This is a genomic window from Curtobacterium sp. UCD-KPL2560 (genome assembly GCF_001705035.1).
GTDB lineage: Bacteria > Actinomycetota > Actinomycetes > Actinomycetales > Microbacteriaceae > Curtobacterium.
Genome location: NZ_MCIG01000001.1, coordinates 151,195 through 170,829 on the forward strand (window position 1 = coordinate 151,195; position 19,635 = coordinate 170,829).

19 protein-coding genes are annotated in these 19,635 nt (G+C 71.7%); 3 read left to right on the top strand and 16 right to left on the bottom strand.

The genetic code is table 11. The features are described 5' to 3' along the window. Window positions 1-55: 55 nt before the first annotated feature. From BEP24_RS00665 to BEP24_RS00675, 3 genes are all read right to left on the bottom strand, one after another. Window positions 56-238 (bottom strand): hypothetical protein, encoded by a 183-nt coding sequence (locus BEP24_RS00665; protein ID WP_065959183.1) that lies wholly within the window; start codon window positions 236-238, stop codon window positions 56-58. A 130-nt stretch (window positions 239-368) separates the two neighbouring features. Continuing rightward, entirely contained in the window at window positions 369-998 is a 630-nt protein-coding gene (gene rpsD / locus BEP24_RS00670) for a 30S ribosomal protein S4 (protein WP_058742120.1), read from the bottom strand. Window positions 999-1,258: 260 nt separating this feature from the next. Beyond that, window positions 1,259-2,638 (bottom strand): replication-associated recombination protein A, encoded by a 1,380-nt coding sequence (locus tag BEP24_RS00675; RefSeq protein WP_083229949.1) that lies wholly within the window; start codon window positions 2,636-2,638, stop codon window positions 1,259-1,261. 130 nt (window positions 2,639-2,768) lie between these two features. Between BEP24_RS00675 and BEP24_RS00680 the strand changes: the two genes are divergently transcribed. After that, window positions 2,769-3,578, top strand: coding sequence for a peptidylprolyl isomerase (locus BEP24_RS00680; RefSeq protein ID WP_065959185.1), 810 nt, complete (start codon window positions 2,769-2,771; stop codon window positions 3,576-3,578). Window positions 3,579-3,690: 112 nt separating this feature from the next. Then, window positions 3,691-4,923, top strand: a complete 1,233-nt coding sequence (locus BEP24_RS00685; RefSeq protein WP_171898685.1) for a DUF349 domain-containing protein — start codon at window positions 3,691-3,693, stop codon at window positions 4,921-4,923. A gap of 181 nt (window positions 4,924-5,104) precedes the next feature. On the opposite strand, the gene BEP24_RS00690 is transcribed toward BEP24_RS00685, so the two are convergent. The 5 genes from BEP24_RS00690 to BEP24_RS00710 form a co-directional block, all read right to left on the bottom strand. Continuing rightward, window positions 5,105-6,067 carry a bifunctional riboflavin kinase/FAD synthetase gene (locus tag BEP24_RS00690; protein ID WP_065959188.1) on the bottom strand — a complete coding sequence of 321 codons (963 nt, stop codon included), beginning with the start codon at window positions 6,065-6,067 and terminating at the stop codon, window positions 5,105-5,107. A gap of 8 nt (window positions 6,068-6,075) precedes the next feature. Beyond that, window positions 6,076-6,519 (bottom strand): hypothetical protein, encoded by a 444-nt coding sequence (locus BEP24_RS00695; protein ID WP_065959189.1) that lies wholly within the window; start codon window positions 6,517-6,519, stop codon window positions 6,076-6,078. A gap of 95 nt (window positions 6,520-6,614) precedes the next feature. Beyond that, on the bottom strand, window positions 6,615-6,980 hold the full coding sequence (locus tag BEP24_RS00700) for a hypothetical protein (protein ID WP_065959191.1): 366 nt from the start codon (window positions 6,978-6,980) through the stop codon (window positions 6,615-6,617). Further along, window positions 6,977-7,942 (bottom strand): tRNA pseudouridine(55) synthase TruB, encoded by a 966-nt coding sequence (gene truB / locus BEP24_RS00705; RefSeq protein ID WP_065959193.1) that lies wholly within the window; start codon window positions 7,940-7,942, stop codon window positions 6,977-6,979. Before truB ends, BEP24_RS00700 begins: the two co-directional genes overlap by 4 nt. 49 nt (window positions 7,943-7,991) lie before the next feature. Continuing rightward, entirely contained in the window at window positions 7,992-8,438 is a 447-nt protein-coding gene (locus BEP24_RS00710; RefSeq protein ID WP_065959195.1) for a hypothetical protein, read from the bottom strand. A 106-nt stretch (window positions 8,439-8,544) separates the two neighbouring features. On the opposite strand from BEP24_RS00710, the gene BEP24_RS00715 reads away from it, so the two are divergent. Then, on the top strand, window positions 8,545-9,423 hold the full coding sequence (locus BEP24_RS00715) for an A/G-specific adenine glycosylase (RefSeq protein ID WP_065959324.1): 879 nt from the start codon (window positions 8,545-8,547) through the stop codon (window positions 9,421-9,423). 3 nt (window positions 9,424-9,426) lie between these two features. Here the strand turns inward: BEP24_RS00715 and rbfA are convergent, their stop codons facing one another. The 8 genes from rbfA to BEP24_RS00755 form a co-directional block, all read right to left on the bottom strand. Further along, the gene (gene rbfA, locus BEP24_RS00720) at window positions 9,427-9,876 is read right to left on the bottom strand and encodes a 30S ribosome-binding factor RbfA (protein WP_065959197.1); all 450 of its coding nucleotides are present in this window, start codon (window positions 9,874-9,876) and stop codon (window positions 9,427-9,429) included. Between the two features lie 134 nt (window positions 9,877-10,010). After that, the gene (infB, locus tag BEP24_RS00725) at window positions 10,011-12,863 is read right to left on the bottom strand and encodes a translation initiation factor IF-2 (protein WP_065959198.1); all 2,853 of its coding nucleotides are present in this window, start codon (window positions 12,861-12,863) and stop codon (window positions 10,011-10,013) included. Window positions 12,864-12,938: 75 nt separating this feature from the next. Continuing rightward, complete coding sequence (locus BEP24_RS00730) at window positions 12,939-13,352, bottom strand: YlxR family protein (RefSeq protein WP_366556874.1); 414 nt, start codon at window positions 13,350-13,352, stop codon at window positions 12,939-12,941. 11 nt (window positions 13,353-13,363) lie between these two features. Continuing rightward, window positions 13,364-14,359, bottom strand: coding sequence for a transcription termination factor NusA (gene nusA / locus BEP24_RS00735; protein ID WP_065959200.1), 996 nt, complete (start codon window positions 14,357-14,359; stop codon window positions 13,364-13,366). A gap of 232 nt (window positions 14,360-14,591) precedes the next feature. After that, window positions 14,592-16,349, bottom strand: a complete 1,758-nt coding sequence (locus BEP24_RS00740; RefSeq protein ID WP_065959202.1) for a proline--tRNA ligase — start codon at window positions 16,347-16,349, stop codon at window positions 14,592-14,594. A 21-nt stretch (window positions 16,350-16,370) separates the two neighbouring features. After that, window positions 16,371-17,504, bottom strand: coding sequence for a flavodoxin-dependent (E)-4-hydroxy-3-methylbut-2-enyl-diphosphate synthase (gene ispG, locus BEP24_RS00745; RefSeq protein WP_065959328.1), 1,134 nt, complete (start codon window positions 17,502-17,504; stop codon window positions 16,371-16,373). A 50-nt stretch (window positions 17,505-17,554) separates the two neighbouring features. Beyond that, entirely contained in the window at window positions 17,555-18,175 is a 621-nt protein-coding gene (locus BEP24_RS00750; RefSeq protein ID WP_083229951.1) for an isochorismatase family protein, read from the bottom strand. Continuing rightward, window positions 18,172-19,617 (bottom strand): cytosine permease, encoded by a 1,446-nt coding sequence (locus tag BEP24_RS00755; protein ID WP_065959204.1) that lies wholly within the window; start codon window positions 19,615-19,617, stop codon window positions 18,172-18,174. The genes BEP24_RS00750 and BEP24_RS00755 overlap by 4 nt, the downstream gene beginning before the upstream one ends. Window positions 19,618-19,635: the final 18 nt, after the last annotated feature.

Consider the following 19,635-nt stretch of genomic DNA (forward strand, 5'->3'; position numbering starts at 1 on the left):
GTGCGGTGCACGGGTCGTGCGGTGACGCGGTCGCTGGCGGGTCGCCCCGCGGGGGTCAGGCGTCGGTGCGGAGCTCGGCCTCGCGCGAGCGGTAGCCGTCGGCCACGGCGCCGGTGAAGGCCTTCGTGCGCGCGTCCACGTCGGCGAAGAAGCGGGCACCACCGGGCGTGTGGGCGATCCGGTGCGCAGCGGCGAAGCCGATGACGATGCCGACGGCGACGAAGACCAGCTGCTTCACGGTGCCTCTCCCTCTCGCGCACGCGGGCGGTTGCGTGCGCCGACGAGTCTAGCGGCGGGACGTCCCGGGAACGCAGAACGGCGGGCCGCCCTCCTGAGAGGACGACCCGCCGTTCGGGGTGATCAGGTGATCAGCGAGCTGCGTAGTACTCGACGACGAGCTGCACTTCACAGGTCACGGGGACCTCGGCGCGCTTCGGGCGACGGACCAGGCGGGCCTGGAGCTTCTCGATCTCGACCTCGAGGTAGCCCGGGACCTTCGGGAGGACCTCGAGGTGGCCACCGGCGGCGGCGACCTGGAGGGGCTCGAGGGACTCGGAGCGCTGCTTGACGTGGATCATCTGGCCCTCCTTCACGCGGAAGGAGGGGCGGTCGACGAGCTTGCCGTCGACCATGATGTGGCGGTGCACGATCAGCTGACGGGCCTGCGCGGTGGTGCGGGCGAAGCCGGCACGGAGCACGAGGGCGTCGAGGCGCTGCTCGAGGAGCTCGACCAGGTTCTCACCGGTCAGGCCCTTCGTCTTGCGGGCCTCTTCGAAGACGATGCGGAGCTGCTTCTCGCGGATGCCGTACTGGGCGCGCAGACGCTGCTTCTCACGGAGGCGGACGGCGTAGTCGCTGTCCGCACGACGGCGGGTGCGGCCGTGCTCACCGGGGCCGTAGGGGCGCTTCTCGAGGTACCGGGCCGCCTTCGGCGTCAGCGGGATGCCGAGGGCGCGCGACAGGCGGGTCTTGCTACGGGTGCGTGACTTGGTAGACACAGGGTCCTTTTCTCTGTCTGAACTGAATACTCGAGGGGCACCGGACGCGCGCTCGACGAACGGACGCGGTCGGACCCGACGACGGGATCCAGAGGGATGAGCCTGTGGGATCGGACGGCTACAGTCCGAACCCTGTCCGCGTGGCACCGGAGACCGGTGGACACTCTGTCCTCGACGCAGCCGCACGCGAGGACCGGGACGTGGGCTCGTCAACGATAGCAGCAACCGCGGCCCGGCGCAGGACGCCGGTGTCGGCGTGGCTACTCGCCGCGGGTGATCTTCCGGAGCCGCTCGAGCCGCGGGCCGAGCTCGCGCTCGAAGCCGTTGCCGGTGGGCGTGTAGTACTCGGTGCCGTCGAGCGCGTCGGGCAGGTACTGCTGACGCGCCACACCGTGCTCGGCGTCGTGCGAGTAGACGTAGCCCTTGCCGTGCCCGAGGCGCTTCGCCCCCGGGTAGTGCGCGTCGCGCAGGTGCGGCGGCACGACCCCCATGCGACCGGCCTTGACGTCGGCCACCGCGGCGTTCACCCCGTTGTACGCGGCGTTCGACTTCGGCGCGGTCGCCAGGTAGACGACCGCCTCGGCCAGGGGGATGCGCCCCTCGGGCATGCCGATGAGCTGCACCGCCTGCGCGGCGGCGACCGCGATCGGCAGCGCCTGCGGGTCCGCCATGCCGATGTCCTCGGACGCCGAGATGATGATGCGACGAGCGATGAAGCGCGGGTCCTCCCCCGCCTCGATCATGCGGGCCAGGTAGTGCAGCGCGGCGTCGACGTCGCTCCCCCGCACCGACTTGATGAACGCGCTGATGACGTCGTAGTGCTCGTCGCCCTGTCGGTCGTAGCGCAGCAGGGCACGGTCGACCGCGGCGGCGACCGTGTCGGCGTCCACCAGCGGCACGGTGTCGACCCCGTCGAGCGCGGGGCCGTCCGCGTCGTCGTCCTCGTGCAGCGACGTGGCCGAGGCCGCCGCGGCCTCGAGCGCCGTGAGGGCGCGGCGGGCGTCGCCGGACGAGAGCCGCACGATGGCCGCCCGGGCGTCGTCGCCGAGCACGACCGAACCGCCGAGGCCGCGCGGGTCCTCGACGGCACGGTCGACGAGCATGCCGAGGTCCTCGTCGGTGAGCGGCTTGAGCGTGAGCAGGAGCGACCGGGAGAGCAGCGGCGAGATCACCGAGAACGACGGGTTCTCGGTCGTCGCTGCGATGAGGATGACCCACCCGTTCTCGACCCCGGGGAGCAGCGCGTCCTGCTGGGCCTTGCTGAAGCGGTGGATCTCGTCGAGGAACAGGACCGTCGTCGATCCGTACAGGTCGCGGTGGGTCAGGGCCTTCTCCATGACCTCGCGCACGTCCTTGACGCCCGCGGTCACCGCCGAGAGCTCGACGAACTCGCGCCCGGACTGCCGGGCGATCGCCTGCGCCAGGGTCGTCTTGCCGGTGCCGGGAGGACCCCACAGGATCACCGAGACCCCACCGGGGTTCTCACGGGTGCCGGACGCGAGCTGCACGAGCGGGCTGCCGCGTCCGAGCAGGTGCTGTTGCCCGGCCACCTCGTCGAGGCTGGTCGGGCGCATCCGCACCGCGAGCGGGACGGACCCCTGTGCCAGGCCCGCGCGCCCACCCGTGGTGGGCGCACGCATCCCCGATCGATCCGCTGCCATGCAGACGATCGTAGGCCGACCCACCGACGGGGGGCGCGCCTCCAGGCCGGGCGCACCGCGCCGTCCGCTACGCTCGTCGGCACACTCGACGAGAGGTCCGACCAGCACCGTGGCACCGAAGAACCAGTCGCGCGACAACCGCGAGGCGCGCGAGCGGCTCCGTCTGTACCAGGCCCGTCAGGGCCTCCACGAGCGGCAGCGACGCCGGCGTGTCCGGGACGACACGGTCGGGATCGTGGTTCTGGTGCTCGTCGCCGCGCTCGCGACCGGGTCGCAGCTCGCCTTCGCCGGCACGCACCGATCGGCCGGAGCGGACGCGAGTGCGTCGGCCACCGCCACGCCGACACCGTCCGCGAGCGCGGCCGGCAACACCGGCGACGTCCCGAGCAAGCGCATCGCGAAGGGCGCCACCTGGACCGGCACGCTGACGCTGAACAAGACCGTCGACCTCGGCATCGAGCTCGACGGTGCGGCGGCCCCGCAGGCGGCGAGCGTCGAGATCGACCTCATCCGCAAGCAGTTCTACACGGGGACGACCTGCCACCGGTTGGCTGACGGCGCCGACCTCCGCTTCCTGCAGTGCGGGTCGGCGAACGGCGACGGCACCGGTGACGCCGGGTTCCAGTACGGCCCGCTCGAGAACGTCCCGGCCGACGGGAAGTACGCGACCGGCGACATCGCGATCGCCCGCGGGGCCTCGCCGTACTCGCAGTCCACGCAGTTCTTCATCGTCTACGGCGACACCACGCTCGACGGCTCGACCGGCGGCTACACGGTCGTCGGCAAGGTCACGAGCGGTCTCGACGCGCTCGAGTCGACGATCACGTCGAAGGGCGTCCAGGACCCCGGGGCGGACGGCACGGGGAAGCCGAAGGTCGCCACCACGATCACCGGTGCGACCATCCGCGAGGAGCAGTAGTCCACAGGTCCCCGTCACGGCGGGCCGCTGGGGCCGTCCGTGCAATAGGCTGACGACCTGACCGTGCCGACGGTGACGTCGGCGATGCACTACCACGATCGAGGCGAGACCTGTGGGACCTGACGAAGCAACGACCTGGGGCCGGGTCGACGAGAACGGGACGGTGTACGTCCGGTACGAGGACACCGAGAAGGCGGTCGGTGAGTACCCGGACGCCACCCCGGACGAAGCGCTCGCGTACTTCGCGCGCAAGTACGCCGACCTCGAGGGCCAGGTGAAGATCGCCGAGCAGCGCGCCAAGGGCGGTGCCTCGGCGAACGACGTCTCGCGGAGCGTCGAGCACCTGCGCGCCCAGGTGGCCGAGGCCCGGGTCGTCGGCGACCTGAAGTCGCTCGAGACCCGCGTCGCGGCGCTGTCCGAGCAGGTCGGCTCCCTGACCGCGGAGCAGGCTGCCCAGGCGCAGCAGGCCCTCACCGAAGCCCTCGCGCACCGCACCGCACTGGTCGAGGAGGCCGAGGCGCTGGCCGCGGTCGACCCCGCCCGTGCGCAGTGGAAGCAGATCACGGCGCAGCTCGACGACGTCTTCGCACGCTGGCAGCAGCACCAGCACGACGGCCCGCGTCTGCCCAAGAACGAGGCGAACGAGCTGTGGAAGCGTTTCCGTGCCGCCCGCTCGACCGTCGACCAGCACCGCCGTGCGTTCTACTCGGAGCTCGACGCGCAGCACCGCGACGCCCGCACCCGCAAGCAGGAGCTCGTCCAGCAGGCCGAGGCCCTCGCGTCGCGCGGTGCCGACGGGATCCCCGCCTACCGCGAGCTGCTCGACGACTGGAAGCGCGCCGGACGCGCCGGGAAGCGTCACGACGACGCGCTCTGGGCACGGTTCAAGGCCGCCGGCGACGTGCTGTTCGAGCAGCGCCACGCCGAGGTCGCGGTCGAGAACGAGGAGTTCTCCGCGAACCTGGTCGCCAAGCAGGCCCTCCTCACCGAGGCCGAGCCGCTCCTGCAGCAGACCGACCGGGTCGCCGCACGCCGGACCCTGACCGACATCCAGCGTCGCTGGGACGAGATCGGCAAGGTCCCCCGCGGTGACGTGCGCCGGATCGAGGACCGCCTCCGCGCCGTCGAGGACCACGTGCGGAGCCTCGAGGACCAGCACTGGAAGTCCTCCGACCCGGAGCGCAAGGCCCGACAGACCGGCCTCGCGAGCCAGCTCGAGGACGCCATCGGCAAGCTCGAGGCCGAGCTCGCCGACGCGCGTGCGACCGGTGACGCCCGCAAGATCAAGGACGCGCAGGAAGCCCTGGACGCCCGCCGGATCTGGCTCGACGCACTGGGCGGCTGACACCACCCCGGACGACGCAGGAGGCCCCGTGACCGATCGGTCACGGGGCCTCCTGCGTTGCGGACCGCCTCCGGGAAGCTCAGACGGTCGGGAGCCTCAGTCCGTCGGGAGCCTCAGACCGTCGGGAGCCTCAGACCGTCGGGAGCCTCAGACCGTCGCGAGCCTCAGACCGTCGGGAGCCTCAGGCCGACGACTGCATCCCGAGCAGGAGCCGGATGTCGAGGTCGTCCTGCCGCATCTGCGTCGCGAGCTCGTCCATCGACGAGAACGCCACCATCCCGCGGACGTACGCGACGAACAGGACCGAGATCGTCTCGTCGTACAGGTCGATGTCGACGTCGAGCAGGTGCGCCTCGATCTGCTTGGCCGGCACACCCTCGAACGTCGGGTTGTTGCCGACGGAGACGGCGGCCGGGTAGATCGTCCCGTCGTGGAGCACCCGCGCCGCGTACACCCCGTCGGCCGGGACGAAGCCCTCGCATGCCGGGTCGAGGTTCGCGGTCGGGTAGCCCATGAGCCGGCCGCGCTGGTTGCCGCGGACCACGGTGCTGCGGACCGCGTGCTCGCGCCCGAGCAGCCGTGCGGCCTCGGCGACCCGGCCGTCGGTGAGCAGCTCGCGGATCCAGGTCGAGGACACGCGTCGTTCGTCGGCGGCGCGGACGTCGTCGCGGAGGTCGACGTCGTCGATCAGCTCGACCCGGAAGCCGTGCCGCTCGCCGAGCTGCCGGAGCAGCGCGACGTCACCGGCACCGCGGGCACCGAAGCGGAAGTCGCTGCCGACGAAGACGAGCCGGGCGTGCAGTGTGTCGACGAGGACGTCCGACACGAACGCCTCGGGCTCGCGGGACTGCAGTCGGTCGTCGAAGTGCAGGAGCAGCGTGGCGTCCACACCGATCGACTCGAGCAGCTCGCGACGCTGCGCGGTGCTCGTGAGCGACGGCGGGACCCGCTGCGGGTCGATGACGCTCAGGGGGTGCCGGTCGAACGTCACGACGGTCGACACCAGGCCGTGCTCGCGGGCGGCGCGCTCGAGGTGTGCGATGACGGCACGGTGGCCGACGTGCACGCCGTCGAACTTGCCGATCGTGACGGCACTCGGGCCGAACCCCTGGGCGACGTCCGCGACGTCGTCGTAGAACTGCACGGCGCGCCCTACTCGCCGGCTGCCGGCACGGACGCCCGCGCGGGCTCGGCCACCGCGGCACGGTGGTGCTTGCGCAGCCACCACAGCCCGGCGATCGGCAGGACGAGCGGGGCGAAGACGTAACCGAGCCCGTAGTAGGACCAGACGGTGTCATCGGGGAACAGCTGGCGGTCGACGAGCGAGAGCGTGCCGACGACGAGCACGCCGGCCATCTCGAAGCCGATCGTCACGCAGGCGACGCGGTACCAGGCCCGGCCGGGTGCGATCAGCGCGATCATCGCGACGATGTAGACGACCGCGGCGAGGGCGCTGAGCGTGTAGGCGACGGGAGCGTGGGAGAACTTCTCGATGATCTGCACCACGCTGCGACCGGTCGCGGCGAGGGCGAGGATGCCGTAGACGGCGATGAGGACGCGCCCGACACCGGTCGCGAGGGAGGATCTGGTCGCCATTGCACCGAGTCTACCGACGCCCGGGGACAGCCGACGACGGACGCCCGCCGACGCCCCACAGCGGGCCCGACGGTGGGGCCGGTCCGCGGTCCGCTTCAGTTCAGGGCGAACCAGATCTGGTACATCCGGTAGACCATCACGGCGACCGTGAACGCCCCCGCGCCGAGGACGACCGTGCTCCACCGCGTCCGGTCGATCAGTGCCCACACGATCGCGGCCGGCGGGACGAGCAGCACCGACACCGCGTAGACCCCGAACTCGAGCGCGTTGCCCTGTGGCGGCGAACCGGTCGCGGGGAGGACGAGCGAGACGACGCCCTGCGCGAGGAGCAGGAGCTCGACGAGCGCCAGCGCACCGACCGTGTAGTCGTCGGGCTTCCACCCCACGAACCCGACGACGACCGCGAACAGCCCCACGACGACGGCGAGGACGACCTGCACCCAGGTGAACCACTCGATCACGGGCGTGCCTCCGTCCCGCGGGCGGCGGAGGCCGGGGTCGGTGCCGGGAAGTTCGTGATGACGCGCAGGCGCCCACGGTGGACGGACACCAGTCCGACGAGCCGGTCGTCCTCGCGTGCGACCGCCGCGACCGGGGCCTCCGAATCGGGGTGCTCTGCGGCGACCCGCTTGCCGTCGGTCAGGTCCTTCGCCTCGGCGGCGTCGAGCGTGACGACCGGGAAGAGCCGTCGTGCGACGTCCGCAGGACGGGCGAGGGCCGCGGTGACGTCGACGGACTCGTCCTCGATGTCGACCGCGTCGGTCACCGCGAAGGGACCGACCGCCGTGCGCCGGAGCGCCGTGAGGTGGGCGCCGGTGCCGAGCGCGGCCCCGACGTCGCGTGCGAGGGCCCGGACGTAGGTGCCCGACGAGCAGTCGACCACGACGTCGAGGTCGACGACCGTGACGTCGGTGCCGTCGACCGTGACGGTGTGCTCCTCGCGTCCGGTCACCTCGAACCGCGAGACCGTCACGGTCCGTGCACGGAGGACGACCTCCTCGCCCTTCCGCGCCAGGTCGTAGGCGCGACGACCGTCCACCTTGATCGCACTGACGGTCGACGGGACCTGGTCGATGGTGCCGCGCTGCGCGGCGACGGCCCGTTCGACGGCGTCCGCCGAGACGTCGGCGTCCCGGACGCCCACGGCGGCGGTCGGTGTGCCGTCGGCGTCGTCCGAGTCGGTCGAGACGCCGAGGCGGATGGTCGCGGTGTAGGTCTTGCCGAGCCCGACGAGGTGCGTGAGGAGCCGCGTGGACGGTCCGGCCCCGAGGATGAGCAGACCCGTCGCCATCGGGTCGAGGGTGCCCGCGTGCCCGATCTTCTTCAGACCCAGCCGCCGCCGTGCGATCGAGACGACGCGGTGGCTGGAGATGCCCTGCGGTTTGTCGACGAGGAGGATGCCGTCAGGCGCGGATGCGAGCACCGGACGAGGCTACCAGCGGCCACGCCCGCCGCGACCCCGGTGCCGCCCGTCAGCAGGCGTCGTTCCACTCGCGGCGGGGGTGGTCCGGGTCGGTGACGTCGAGCACCGCCGAGGCCGCGATCTTGACGTCGGCCCGCCGCTCGAGCCGACCGGTCTCCTGCTCCGCCCACAGCGACCAGCGCCACAGCCCGCGCGCGCCCGGTGCCAGCAGGCCGTGCCCGTGCACGACGAGCACGCCGTCCCCGGCCCCGGTCGTGCGGAACGGGGTCACGACGTCGGAGCGCAGCACGTCGACGTCGCTCGAGGGCGCCGCCGCCGCCATCGCGGACACCCCGTGCCGGGCGAACCCGGCGACCAGCCCGGCGGCCACGCGCTCGAGGTCGACGCCGTCCTGCCCGTCGACACCGACGACGGCGCGGTTGGTCCCGACCTGTGCGATCACCTCGCCCGCGATCTCGGCGTACGTGTCGGTCTCCTGCGGTGCCCAGCGTGCCATGCACCCACCGTAGGCTGTCGTGGTGAACGCGCGCGGAGCCTCCCGTCCCCCTGTGGACGGCCCACCGGACGTCACCCGCTCACCCGTGGACGACCCGTCGGCCGCGATCCACCCCGACATCGCGACCCCGCTGGTCGCCTGGTTCCGCGCCGAGGCGCGGGACCTGCCCTGGCGCCACCCCGGCTTCCCCGCGTGGGGCACGCTGGTGAGCGAGGTCATGCTGCAGCAGACGCAGGTCGCGCGCGTGGTCCCCCGACTGGAGGCGTGGCTCACCCGGTGGCCGACCCCTGCGGACCTCGCGGCGTCGCCTCCGGCGGAGGCGGTGCGTGCCTGGGACCGGCTCGGCTACCCGAGACGCGCGCTCGCGCTGCACGCGGCGGCGACCGCGATCGCCGAGCAGCACGACAACGTCGTCCCGCGCGACGTCGACGCGCTGCTCGCGCTGCCGGGCATCGGCGACTACACGGCCCGGGCGGTCGCGGTGTTCGCGTACGGCGACCGGCACCCGGTGGTCGACGTCAACGTGCGACGCGTGCTCGCACGTGCCCTGCTCGGACAGGGCGAACCGGGGCCCGCGAAGGCGAAGCAGGACCTGCCGCTCATGGAGTCCGTGCTGCCCGCCGACCGGGACGCCGCCGCCGCGACCAACGCCGCCGTGATGGAGCTCGGCGCGCTCGTGTGCGTGGCCCGCTCCCCCGCGTGCGACGCCTGCCCGATCGCGGACCGCTGCGCGTGGCGTGCCGCCGGGTACCCGGAGCACGACGGCCCGCGGGCGCCGAAGCAGGCGAGGTTCGCCGGCAGCGACCGTCAGGTGCGCGGGCTGCTCATGGCCGAGCTGCGGTCGAGCGACGTCCCCGTGACCCGGTCGGAGATCGACCTGGTGTGGCCCGACGACGCACAACGGGAGCGTGCCCTCGCCTCGCTCGTCCGCGACGGTCTGGCCGTCGGTGACGATGCACGCGGGTACACGCTCCCGTCTGCGTGAGGACTACGCCCGGTCGGTCTCGTCCTCGTCGTCGTCCTCGTCGTGCTTGTACGGGTCGGCGTCGCCGGCGTACTGCGCGCCGGCGGCCGCAGCCTTGACCTGCGCATCGCGGACCTGCGCCTGCACGAGCAGGTCCTCCATGTGCGCGGAGGTCTCCGGCAGGGCGTCGGCGATGAACTCGAGCGACGGGGTCAGCCGCGCGGTGATGTTCTTGCCGACCTCCGAGCGGAGCATGCCGGTCGCCGCCTTGAGCGCCGCGGCCGAGTCGGCGCGCTCCTCGTCGGAGCCGTACACGGTGTAGAAGATCGAGGCGTGCTGCAGGTCGCCCGTCACCCGGACGTCCGTGATCGTCACGAATCCGAGGCGCGGGTCGCGCAGCCCCTTGTCGAGTCGTCGGGCGACGACTTCCTTGATGCGGTCCGCCATCTTGCGTGCGCGCTGCGGATCGGCCATGGGTGCCTCCTGGGGCAGTGGCGGGACGCGTCCCGCACGGTGTTCCTGGTTCGTGTCCCGGGGCGGATGGCCCCGGAACGGGGTCGGGCCCCGGCCTCCCGTGAAGGAGGCCGGGGCCCAGAGTAGTCACACGATCAGTCGCGCGGCTTCTCGACGAGCTCGGTGGTCTCGATCTCGTCACCGATCTGGATGTCGTTGTACTTGCCCAGACCGATACCGGCCTCGAAGTCCGTGCGGACCTCGGTGACGTCGTCCTTGAAGCGACGCAGCGACTCGATCGCGAGGCCGTCGGCGAGCACCACACCGTCACGGATGACGCGCGCCTTGGCGTTGCGCGTGATCGTGCCGGAGCGGACGATGACACCGGCGATGTTGCCGAACTTCGAGGAGCGGAACACCTCGCGGATCTCGGCGACACCCGACTGGACCTCTTCGTACTCGGGCTTGAGCATGCCCTTGAGGGACTGCTCGATGTCCTCGAGTGCGTTGTAGATGACCGAGTAGAAGCGCACGTCGATGCCCTCGCGGGCTGCACGCTCGCGGGCCTTGACGTCCGGACGGACGTTGAAGCCGACGACGATCGCGTTGTCGATCGTGGCCAGGTCGATGTCCGACTCCGTGATCGCACCGACGCCGCGGTGCAGGATCCGGAGCTGGACGCTGTCGTCGACCTCGATGTCCAGGAGCGACTGCTCGAGTGCCTCGACGGCACCGGAGACGTCACCCTTGATGATGAGGTTGAGCGAGTCGACCTTGCCCTCTTCGAGCGCACGGGTGAAGTCCTCGAGCGAGATGCGCTTGCGGGCCTTGGCCAGCTGGGCGTTGCGCTCGGCGGCTTCACGCTTCTCGGCGATCTGACGGGCCGTACGGTCCTCCTCGGTGACGAGGAACGTGTCACCGGCGCGGGGCACCGACGACAGACCCTGCACCTGGACCGGGCGGCTCGGCGTCGCGGCCTTGACCGGGTCGCCGTTCTCGTCCGTCATCGCACGGACGCGGCCGTAGGCCGTACCCGCGACGATCGCGTCGCCGACGTGCAGCGTTCCGGACTGGATGAGCACGGTCGCAACCGAACCACGACCCTTGTCGAGTCGCGCCTCGATCGCCACACCGCGGGCGTCCTTGTCGGGGTTCGCACGCAGGTCGAGCCCGGCGTCGGCGGTGAGCAGCACGGCGTCCAGGAGGTCCTGGATGCCGACGTTGTTGCGCGCCGACACGTCGACGAACATGACGTCGCCGCCGTACTCCTCGGCCACCAGGTTGTACTCGGTGAGCTGCTGACGCACCTTGGCGGGGTTCGCACCCTCCTTGTCGATCTTGTTCACCGCGACCACGATCGGCACACCGGCCGACTGCGCGTGGTTCAGTGCCTCGATCGTCTGGGGCATGATGCCGTCGTCCGCCGCGACCACGAGGATCGCGATGTCCGTCACCTGCGCACCACGGGCACGCATGGCGGTGAACGCCTCGTGACCCGGGGTGTCGATGAAGGTGATCGGGCGCTCGATGCCCTCGTGCTCGGTCGTGATCTGGTACGCACCGATGTGCTGGGTGATGCCACCGGCCTCGCCCTCGACGACCTTCGAGTTGCGGATCGCGTCGAGGAGGCGGGTCTTGCCGTGGTCGACGTGACCCATGACGGTGACGACCGGCGGGCGCTGCTGCAGCACGTCGTCGTCCTCGTCCTCGAGCTCGGCATCGAGGTCGATGTCGAAGCCCTCGAGGAGCTCGCGGTCCTCGTCCTCGGGCGAGACGATCTGGATCTTGTAGCCCAGCTCCTCGCCGAGGACCTCGAACGTCGCCTCGTCGAGCGACTCCGTGGCGGTCGCCATCTCACCGAGGTGGAACAGCACCGTCACGAGGTTGCCGGGCATGGCGTCGATCTTGTCCGCGAAGTCCGAGATGCTCGCACCGCGACGCAGACGGACGACCGTGTTGCCGTCGCCACGAGGGACCTGCACACCGCCGAGCGACGGCGCCTGCCGCATCTCGTACTCGGCGCGCTTCGTCCGCTTCGACTTGCGGGCACGGCTCTTGCCGCCACCGCGACCGAACGCACCTGCGGTACCACCGCCGGGGCCACGACCACGGCCACCGCCACCGGCGGGACGCGGGCCGCTGAAGGCCGGACGCGGGAAGCCGCCACCGGCACCCGGTGCACCCGGACGACCGCCGGGGCCACCACGGCCGCCACCCTGGCCCGGGCGCTGCCCGAAGCCGTTGGGACGGTTCGCCTGACCGGGGCCACCCGGACGCGGAGCACCCGGACGGGGCACGCCCGGACGCGGCGGGGCCGGACGCGGGATGCCGTTCCCACCACCGGCACCGGCAGCGGGACGCTGCCCCATGCCCTGGTTGGACGAGTACGGGTTGTTGCCCGGACGCGGCGGGCGCGAGCCCATGCCCTGGCTCGACGCGTACGGGTTGTTGCCGGGACGTGCGCCCGGCTTCGGGCCACCCGGCTTCGGGCCGGCGGCCGACCCGGGCTTCGGGGCGCCACCGGGCTTGACGGCGTCGCTCTTCGGCTCGCCGGAGTCGGCGGAGCCCTGCTCGGTCGACTGCTCGGCTGCTGCGGCCTTCTCGGCGGCAGCGGCCTTGCGGGCAGCCTCGGCCTCGGCCTGTCGCTGGGCGACGGACTTCGGCGCAGCGGGCACCGGAGCGTCCGAGGCGGGAGCCGGCGTCTGGGCCTCGGGCTCGGGCTCGGCGGCGGCCGGACGTGCCGGACCCGGGCGGGGACCGCCGGGCTTCGGCGCGCTCGACTTCGGCGCGGCGCTCTTGGCGGGCGCGCTCGTCGATGCGGACGCTGCCGGGGCGGACGCCGAGGCGCCAGCAGCCTGCAGCGCAGCACGGAGCTTGCGCGCGACGGGGGGTTCAACGCTGGAGCTCGGGCCCTTGACGAACTCGCCGAGTTCCTTGAGCTTCTCCATTGCGGTCTTGCTGTCGACACCGAGTTCGGATGCGATCTCGTGTACGCGTGGTTTCGCCACTGTTCTCCTTCACGGGTCCCACCCCGCGAAGGGGGCAGGACTCACTGGATGACGGGTCTCATTTCGAGCCGCTCATCAGTTGTCCATAAGCCGTTCAGCCTGTTCTGTCGTGTCCTCGTGTCCGTCCGACCGCGCAGCTGTGAGGCTGAGCAGATGGTCGAGCACTGCGGACGTGTCGGGTTCGCGATCCAGCCGGAGCGCCCGGCGGAAGGCCCGGCGCTTGACGGCCAGCTCGTAGGCATCGACGGTCGGGGTGAGCCACGCTCCCCTGCCCGGCATGACTGCCTTCGGATCCGCCACGACGCGACCGTCACGCAGGGCGACGACACGGAGGAGGGAGGATCGGGGAGCACGGCGACGACTGCCGATGCACGTTCTGACGGGTACCACCTTACTCCTTGCCTCGGACGACCGCGATCCGGCGCGCCCGATCCGGTCACGCCACGAGCGAAGACCGGCCGCCGACCGGGGGTCGGGCAGCCGGTCCACCGTGCTGGTCCCTAGTCCTCGCCGTCCAGGATGCTGTCCGGCTGGATGTCGATGCGGGCACCCGTGAGCTTCGCGGCGAGACGGGCGTTCTGCCCCTCCTTGCCGATCGCGAGCGACAGCTGGTAGTCCGGGACGAGCGCACGGACGGCCTTCGTCGAGGCGTCGAGCACGAAGGCACTGGTCACCTTGGCCGGCGACAGTGCGCTCGCGACGAACGACGACAGGTCGGACGACCAGTCGACGATGTCGATCTTCTCGGCGCCGAGCTCCGTCGTGACGGCCCGCACGCGGGCACCGAGCTCACCGATGCAGGCACCCTTGGCGTTGACGCCCTGCTCGTTCGCCTTCACCGCGAGCTTGGTGCGGTGGCCGGCCTCGCGGGCGATCGAGGTGATCTCGACGACGCCGGACGCGATCTCCGGGACCTCGAGGGCGAACAGCTTGCGGACGAGACCGGGGTGGGTGCGCGACACGATGATCTGCGGACCCTTGGGGCCGCGACCGACGCTCGTCACGTACACGCGGATGCGCTGCCCGTGCTTGTACTCCTCGCCCGGGACCTGCTCTTCGGGCGGCAGGATCGCCTCGACCGTGCCGAGGTCGACGTGCACCATCTTCGGGTTCGGTCCCTGCTGGATGATGCCGGCGACGATGTCGCCCTCCTTGCCGCGGAACTGGCCGAGGATCTTGTCGTCACCGATGTCGCGGAGCCGCTGGTTGATGACCTGCTTCGCGGCGAAGGCGGCGATGCGCCCGAAGTCGCTGGGCTGGTCGACGGCCTCGCCGACGACGGTGCCCTCCTCGTCGCGCTCCGGCACGTAGACCGAGACCTCGCCGCTCTTGCGGTCGAGCTCGACGCGCGACTGCGCATCCGCGGGCTCGCCGTTCTCGGCGGAGTGCTTCTGGTACGCCGTCAGGATGGCGGATTCGATGATCTGGACGAGTTCGTCGAACGGGATCTCCCGCTCGCGTTCCATGAGTCGCAGGACTGCGAGGTCGATCTTCACCGAGGTGCCTCCGTGTTCAGCTGAGTCGCCTCCGCGGGGTGGATCTGCGCGGAAGTCGGCGATCAGCGTACCCCAGTTCCGGACGGGAGGCCCGTGGCGGGCCCGCCACGGGCCTCCCGTCCGCCCCGCGGTCCGCGCCCACCCACGCAACGTGACGAGGGCGGCTGCCCGGCAGCGGGATCCCGCTGCGGGCAGCCGCCCTGGTCGCGTCGTCCGTGACCGGCGACGGGTGCTACTGGATCGCGCGGACCGCCTCGAGGAGGTCCGCGACCGGGACGTCGCGACGCTCGCCGGACCGGCGGTCCCAGAGCTCGACGACGCCGTCGGCGGCGTTCCGACCGGCGACGACCACGACGGGGACGCCGAGCAGCTCGGCGTCGCGGAGCTTCACGCCGGGCGACACCTTCGGACGGTCGTCGTACACGACGTCGTAACGCTCGGCCTCGAGCGACGTGATGAGCGACGTCGCCAGGTCGTACGCCGTCTGGTCCTTGCCCGTGGCGACGACGTGGACGTCGAACGGGGCGACCTCCTTGGGCCAGGCCAGCCCCTTCTCGTCGTTGTGCGCCTCGGCCAGGATCGCCATGATGCGGGTCACGCCGATGCCGTACGAGCCCATCGTGACCGTCGCGAGCTTGCCGTTCTCGTCCTGGACCTTGAGGTCGAGCGCCTCGGCGTACTTGCGACCGAGCTGGAACACGTGGCCGATCTCCATGCCGCGCGCGGTCTCGAGCGGTCCGGAGCCGTCCGGGGCCGGGTCGCCGGCCCGGACGTCGGACACCTCGGCGACGCCGTCCGCGGTGAAGTCGCGGCCCATCACGAGGCCCGAGACGTGCACGCCGCGCTCGTTCGCACCCGTGATCCACGCGGTGCCGTCGACGACACGGGGGTCGACGAAGTACCGGATGCCGGAGGGGCTGTCCGCGCCGAGGACCTGCGGTCCGATGTAGCCCTTCACGAAGACGCCCGGGTGCTTCCGGAAGTCGTCGTCGCCGGCCGGCTCGACGTCCGCGGGCGCGAAGGCGACCTCGGCGCGCTTGAGGTCGACGTCGCGGTCACCGGGCAGGCCGACGACCACGACCTCGCGGGCGCCGTCGAGGTGCGTGAGGGCGAGCACGACGTTCTTGAGGGTGTCGGCCGCGGTCCACGGTGCCCCCTCGCGCGGCGCGACGGCGTTCGCGTGGGCGACGAGCGTGTCGATCGTCGGGGTGTCCGCGGACGGCAGCGTCACGGGCTCCGGCTGGCCCTCGATCGGCAGGGCGTCGGGCACCGGGGTGACGTACGCCTCGACGTTCGCCGCGTAGCCGCCGGCACTGCGGACGAAGGTGTCCTCGCCGACGCCGATGGGGTGCAGGAACTCCTCCGACTTCGAGCCGCCCATCGCACCGGCGTCCGCCTTGACGACGACGTACTCGAGGCCGAGACGGGTGAAGATGCGCTCGTACGCGTCGCGCATCACCTGGTAGCTGCGCTCGAGCCCCTCGTCGGTGAGGTCGAACGAGTAGGCGTCCTTCATCGTGAACTCGCGGCCACGGAGCAGACCGGCACGGGGGCGGGCCTCGTCGCGGTACTTGTCCTGGATCTGGAACAGCGTCACCGGGAGGTCCTTGTACGAGCCGTACAGGTCCTTGACGAGGAGCGCGAACATCTCCTCGTGGGTCGGCGCGAGCAGGTGGTCCGCGCCCTTGCGGTCCTGCAGGCGGAACATGCCGTCGCCGTACTCGGTCCAGCGACCCGTGGCCTCGTACGGCTCGCGCGGCAGGAGCGCGGGGAGCAGGACCTCCTGCGCACCGGCGGCGATCATCTCGGCGCGGACGATCTCCTCGATGCGCCGCCGGACACGCAGTCCGAGCGGCAGCCAGGCGAAGACACCGGGCGACTGGCGACGGACGTACCCGGCGCGGACGAGCAGCTTGTGGCTCGTCACCTCGGCGTCGGAGGGGTCGTCGCGGAGCGTACGGAGGAACAGATGCGAGAGCCGTGTGACCACGGACGCAAGCCTAGCGGCGTGCTACGGCGCGGTGACGACCTGCACGGTGCCGGGAGCCGCGTCCGGCCCCATCTCGTCGGCGATGCGGTTCGCCTCGGCGATGAGCGTCTGCACGATCTCGCGCTCCGGCACGGTCTTGACGACCTCGCCCTTGACGAAGATCTGGCCCTTGCCGTTGCCCGACGCGACACCGAGGTCGGCCTCACGGGCCTCGCCCGGACCGTTCACGACGCAGCCCATGACGGCGACGCGCAGGGGCACGGTCATGCCCTCGAGCCCCTTGGTGACGTCGTTCGCGAGCTGGTAGACGTCGACCTGCGCACGGCCGCAGCTCGGGCAGGAGACGATCTCGATCTTGCGCTCCCGCAGGTTCAGCGACTGCAGGATCTGCAGACCGACCTTGACCTCCTGCGCGGGCGGTGCCGACAGCGAGACGCGGATGGTGTCGCCGATGCCCTCGGCGAGCAGGATGCCGAACGCGGTCGCGCTCTTGATCGTGCCCTGGAACTCCGGGCCGGCCTCGGTCACGCCGAGGTGCAGCGGCCAGTCCCCCGCCGCGGCGAGCTGCCGGTAGGCCTTGACCATGACGATCGGGTCGTTGTGCTTGACCGAGATCTTGAAGTCGTGGAAGTCGTGCTCCTCGAACAGGCTCGCCTCCCACACCGCCGACTCGACGAGCGCCTCGGGCGTCGCCTTGCCGTACTTCTGCAGCAGACTCGGCTCGAGCGACCCCGCGTTCACGCCGATGCGGAGCGACACGCCGGCGTCCTTGGCGGCACGGGCGATGGCGCCGACCTGGTCGTCGAACTTGCGGATGTTGCCGGGGTTCACGCGGACCGCTGCACAGCCGGCGTCGATCGCCTGGAAGACGTACTTCGGCTGGAAGTGGATGTCGGCGATGACCGGGATCTGCGACTTCTTCGCGATGATCGGCAGTGCGTCGGCGTCGTCCTGGCTCGGGACCGCCACCCGGACGATGTCGCAGCCCGAGGCGGTGAGCTCGGCGATCTGCTGCAGCGTCGCGTTGATGTTCGTCGTCGGGGTGGTCGTCATCGACTGCACCGACACCGGGGCGTCACCGCCCACGAGCACCTTGCCGACCCGGATCTGCCGGGACTTCCGGCGCGGGGCGAGGGTTTCGGGGACTTTCGGCAGACCGAGGTTCACTGCTGGCACGCGCGTCACTCTACGCGGTCCGGGTGACGTCACTCGCTGCCCGTCACCAGGTCCGTCCCGCGCTCGACGACGGTGATGAGCGGGGCGTAGAGCCGCATCGCGTCGAGGGCTCGTTCGTGGTCGGCGTCGGTCGCGCCGGCGCAGGCGTCGGCCACGACCGTCACCGTCGCGCCCGCGTCCGCGGCGGCCAGGGCGGTGCTGAGCACGCAGCAGTCGGTCGAGACGCCGGTGAGCACGAGGTGCGGGTGCTCGCCGACGACCGCGCGGAGGGTGCTCCCCCACTTGCCGAAGGTGGGTTCGGTGACGACGGGGAGCCGTCCGGCCGACGACCCCGGTGACGAGGCCGCTGCCGATGCCGCCGCTGCCACTGCCGCTGCCGCTGCGAACGGCTCGGTCAGCGCGTACAGCGGGTCGGTGTCCGGGACGAGCGCGAAGGACCAGTCGCGGTAGTACGGCACCCAGGCACCGGCGGGCCGGGACGGGGCGACGAACCTGGTGACGACCGTGCGGCCGGCGAAGCGCGGCAGCAGCCGTTCCGTGCCGGCGGCCGCGTCGTCGTAGCGCGGCGCCGCCCACGGGCTGTCCCCGGTGAAGATCCGCTGCAGGTCGATCGCGACGAGCCAGGCGTCGTCCGACACGGCGACGCTCACGCCCGCTCCTGCCGCCGGACCGTGCCGCGCGCGGTGAGCAGCGTGCCGACGAAGCCGACGACCAGGGCCACGAGGACGCCGAGGTTCGCGGACGCCCAGGCACCGTCGCGGCCGCCGAGGCCGAACGGGCCGAGCAGGTAGCCCTGCCAGTTGAGCCAGGCGGGCACACCGTACGTGTTCGTCACGAGCCCCCAACCGAGGACGGTGCCGAGCACCACGAGGCCGATCGCCGCCCACCGGACGTCGCCGTAGCGACCACGGCGGTCGTCGAGCTCGGTGTCGGCGTAGGCCCGACGGCGGAGCAGGACGTCGGCGACGAACACGCCCGCCCACGCGGCGACCGGGACACCGAGCGTGACGAGGAAGGCCTGGAACGGCGAGATGAAGTCGCGGGCGAAGAACACCACGTACACCGCGCCGGCGACCATGACGACGCCGTCGACCCCGGCCGCCACCGGCCGCGGGATGCGCACCCCGGCGCTGAGGAGCGCCAGACCCGACGAGTAGATGTCGAGCACGGCACCACCGACCAGCCCGAGGATCGCGACGAGGGCGAACGGGATGAGGAACCACACCGGCAGGATCGTCGTGAGCGCACCGATCGGGTCGGCGCCGATCGCGTCGTTCAGCCCCTTCGACGAGCCGGCGAGCAGGACCCCGACCACGACCAGCACCGCGGGGGCGAGGGCACCGCCGAACGTCGTCCACCAGACCACTCCGCCGGTCGACGCCGTGCGCGGCAGGTACCGCGAGTAGTCGGCCGCCGCGTTGACCCAGCCGAGGCCGAAGCCGGTCATCACGAGCACGAGCGCACCGAGGACGTTCTGCGCGCTGCCCGCAGGCAGGGCCCCGAGGGTGCCGAGGTCGATCGAGGGCACCGCGAGCACGACGTAGACCACGGTCAGCACCGCGGTCACGACGGTGATCACGGTCTGCAGCCGCATGATGACGTCGAAGCCCGCGATGCCGGCCCCGACGACGAGCGCCGCCACCACCACCAGGGCGACGAGCTTCGTCAGGACGCCGTCGTCCCAGCCGAGCTCGCGGAACACCGTCGACGTGGCGAGCACGGCGAGCGAGGCCAGCGCGGTCTCCCACCCGACCGTCAACACCCAGCTGAGGAACGACGGCAGCCGGTTCCCGCGCACCCCGAAGGCCGCCCGGCTGAGCACCATGGTCGGTGCCGAACCGCGCTTGCCGGCGATCGCCACGATGCCGCACAGCAGGAACGAGAACGCCACGCCCACGACGGACACGACCGTCGCCTGCACGAGGGAGATCCCGAAGCCGAGGACGAACGAACCGTAGCTCAGGCCGAGGACCGAGACGTTCGCGGCGAACCACGGCCAGAACAGCCCCCGCGGTCGGCCCTTGCGGTCGGACTCGGCGATGACGTCGATGCCCTGGCGCTCGACGGCGCGGACCTCGGGGACTGTGCTCATGGGGCGAGCGTAGCGGCG

Coding starts and splice junctions, on each gene's coding strand:
- BEP24_RS00675 (WP_083229949.1), bottom strand. CDS start 2,638: ATGCGTGCGCCCACCACGGGTGGGCGCGCGGGCCTGGCACAGGGGTCC.
- BEP24_RS00695 (WP_065959189.1), bottom strand. CDS start 6,519: ATGGCGACCAGATCCTCCCTCGCGACCGGTGTCGGGCGCGTCCTCATC.
- BEP24_RS00710 (WP_065959195.1), bottom strand. CDS start 8,438: ATGGCACGCTGGGCACCGCAGGAGACCGACACGTACGCCGAGATCGCG.
- rbfA (WP_065959197.1), bottom strand. CDS start 9,876: ATGGCCGATCCGCAGCGCGCACGCAAGATGGCGGACCGCATCAAGGAA.
- BEP24_RS00755 (WP_065959204.1), bottom strand. CDS start 19,617: ATGAGCACAGTCCCCGAGGTCCGCGCCGTCGAGCGCCAGGGCATCGAC.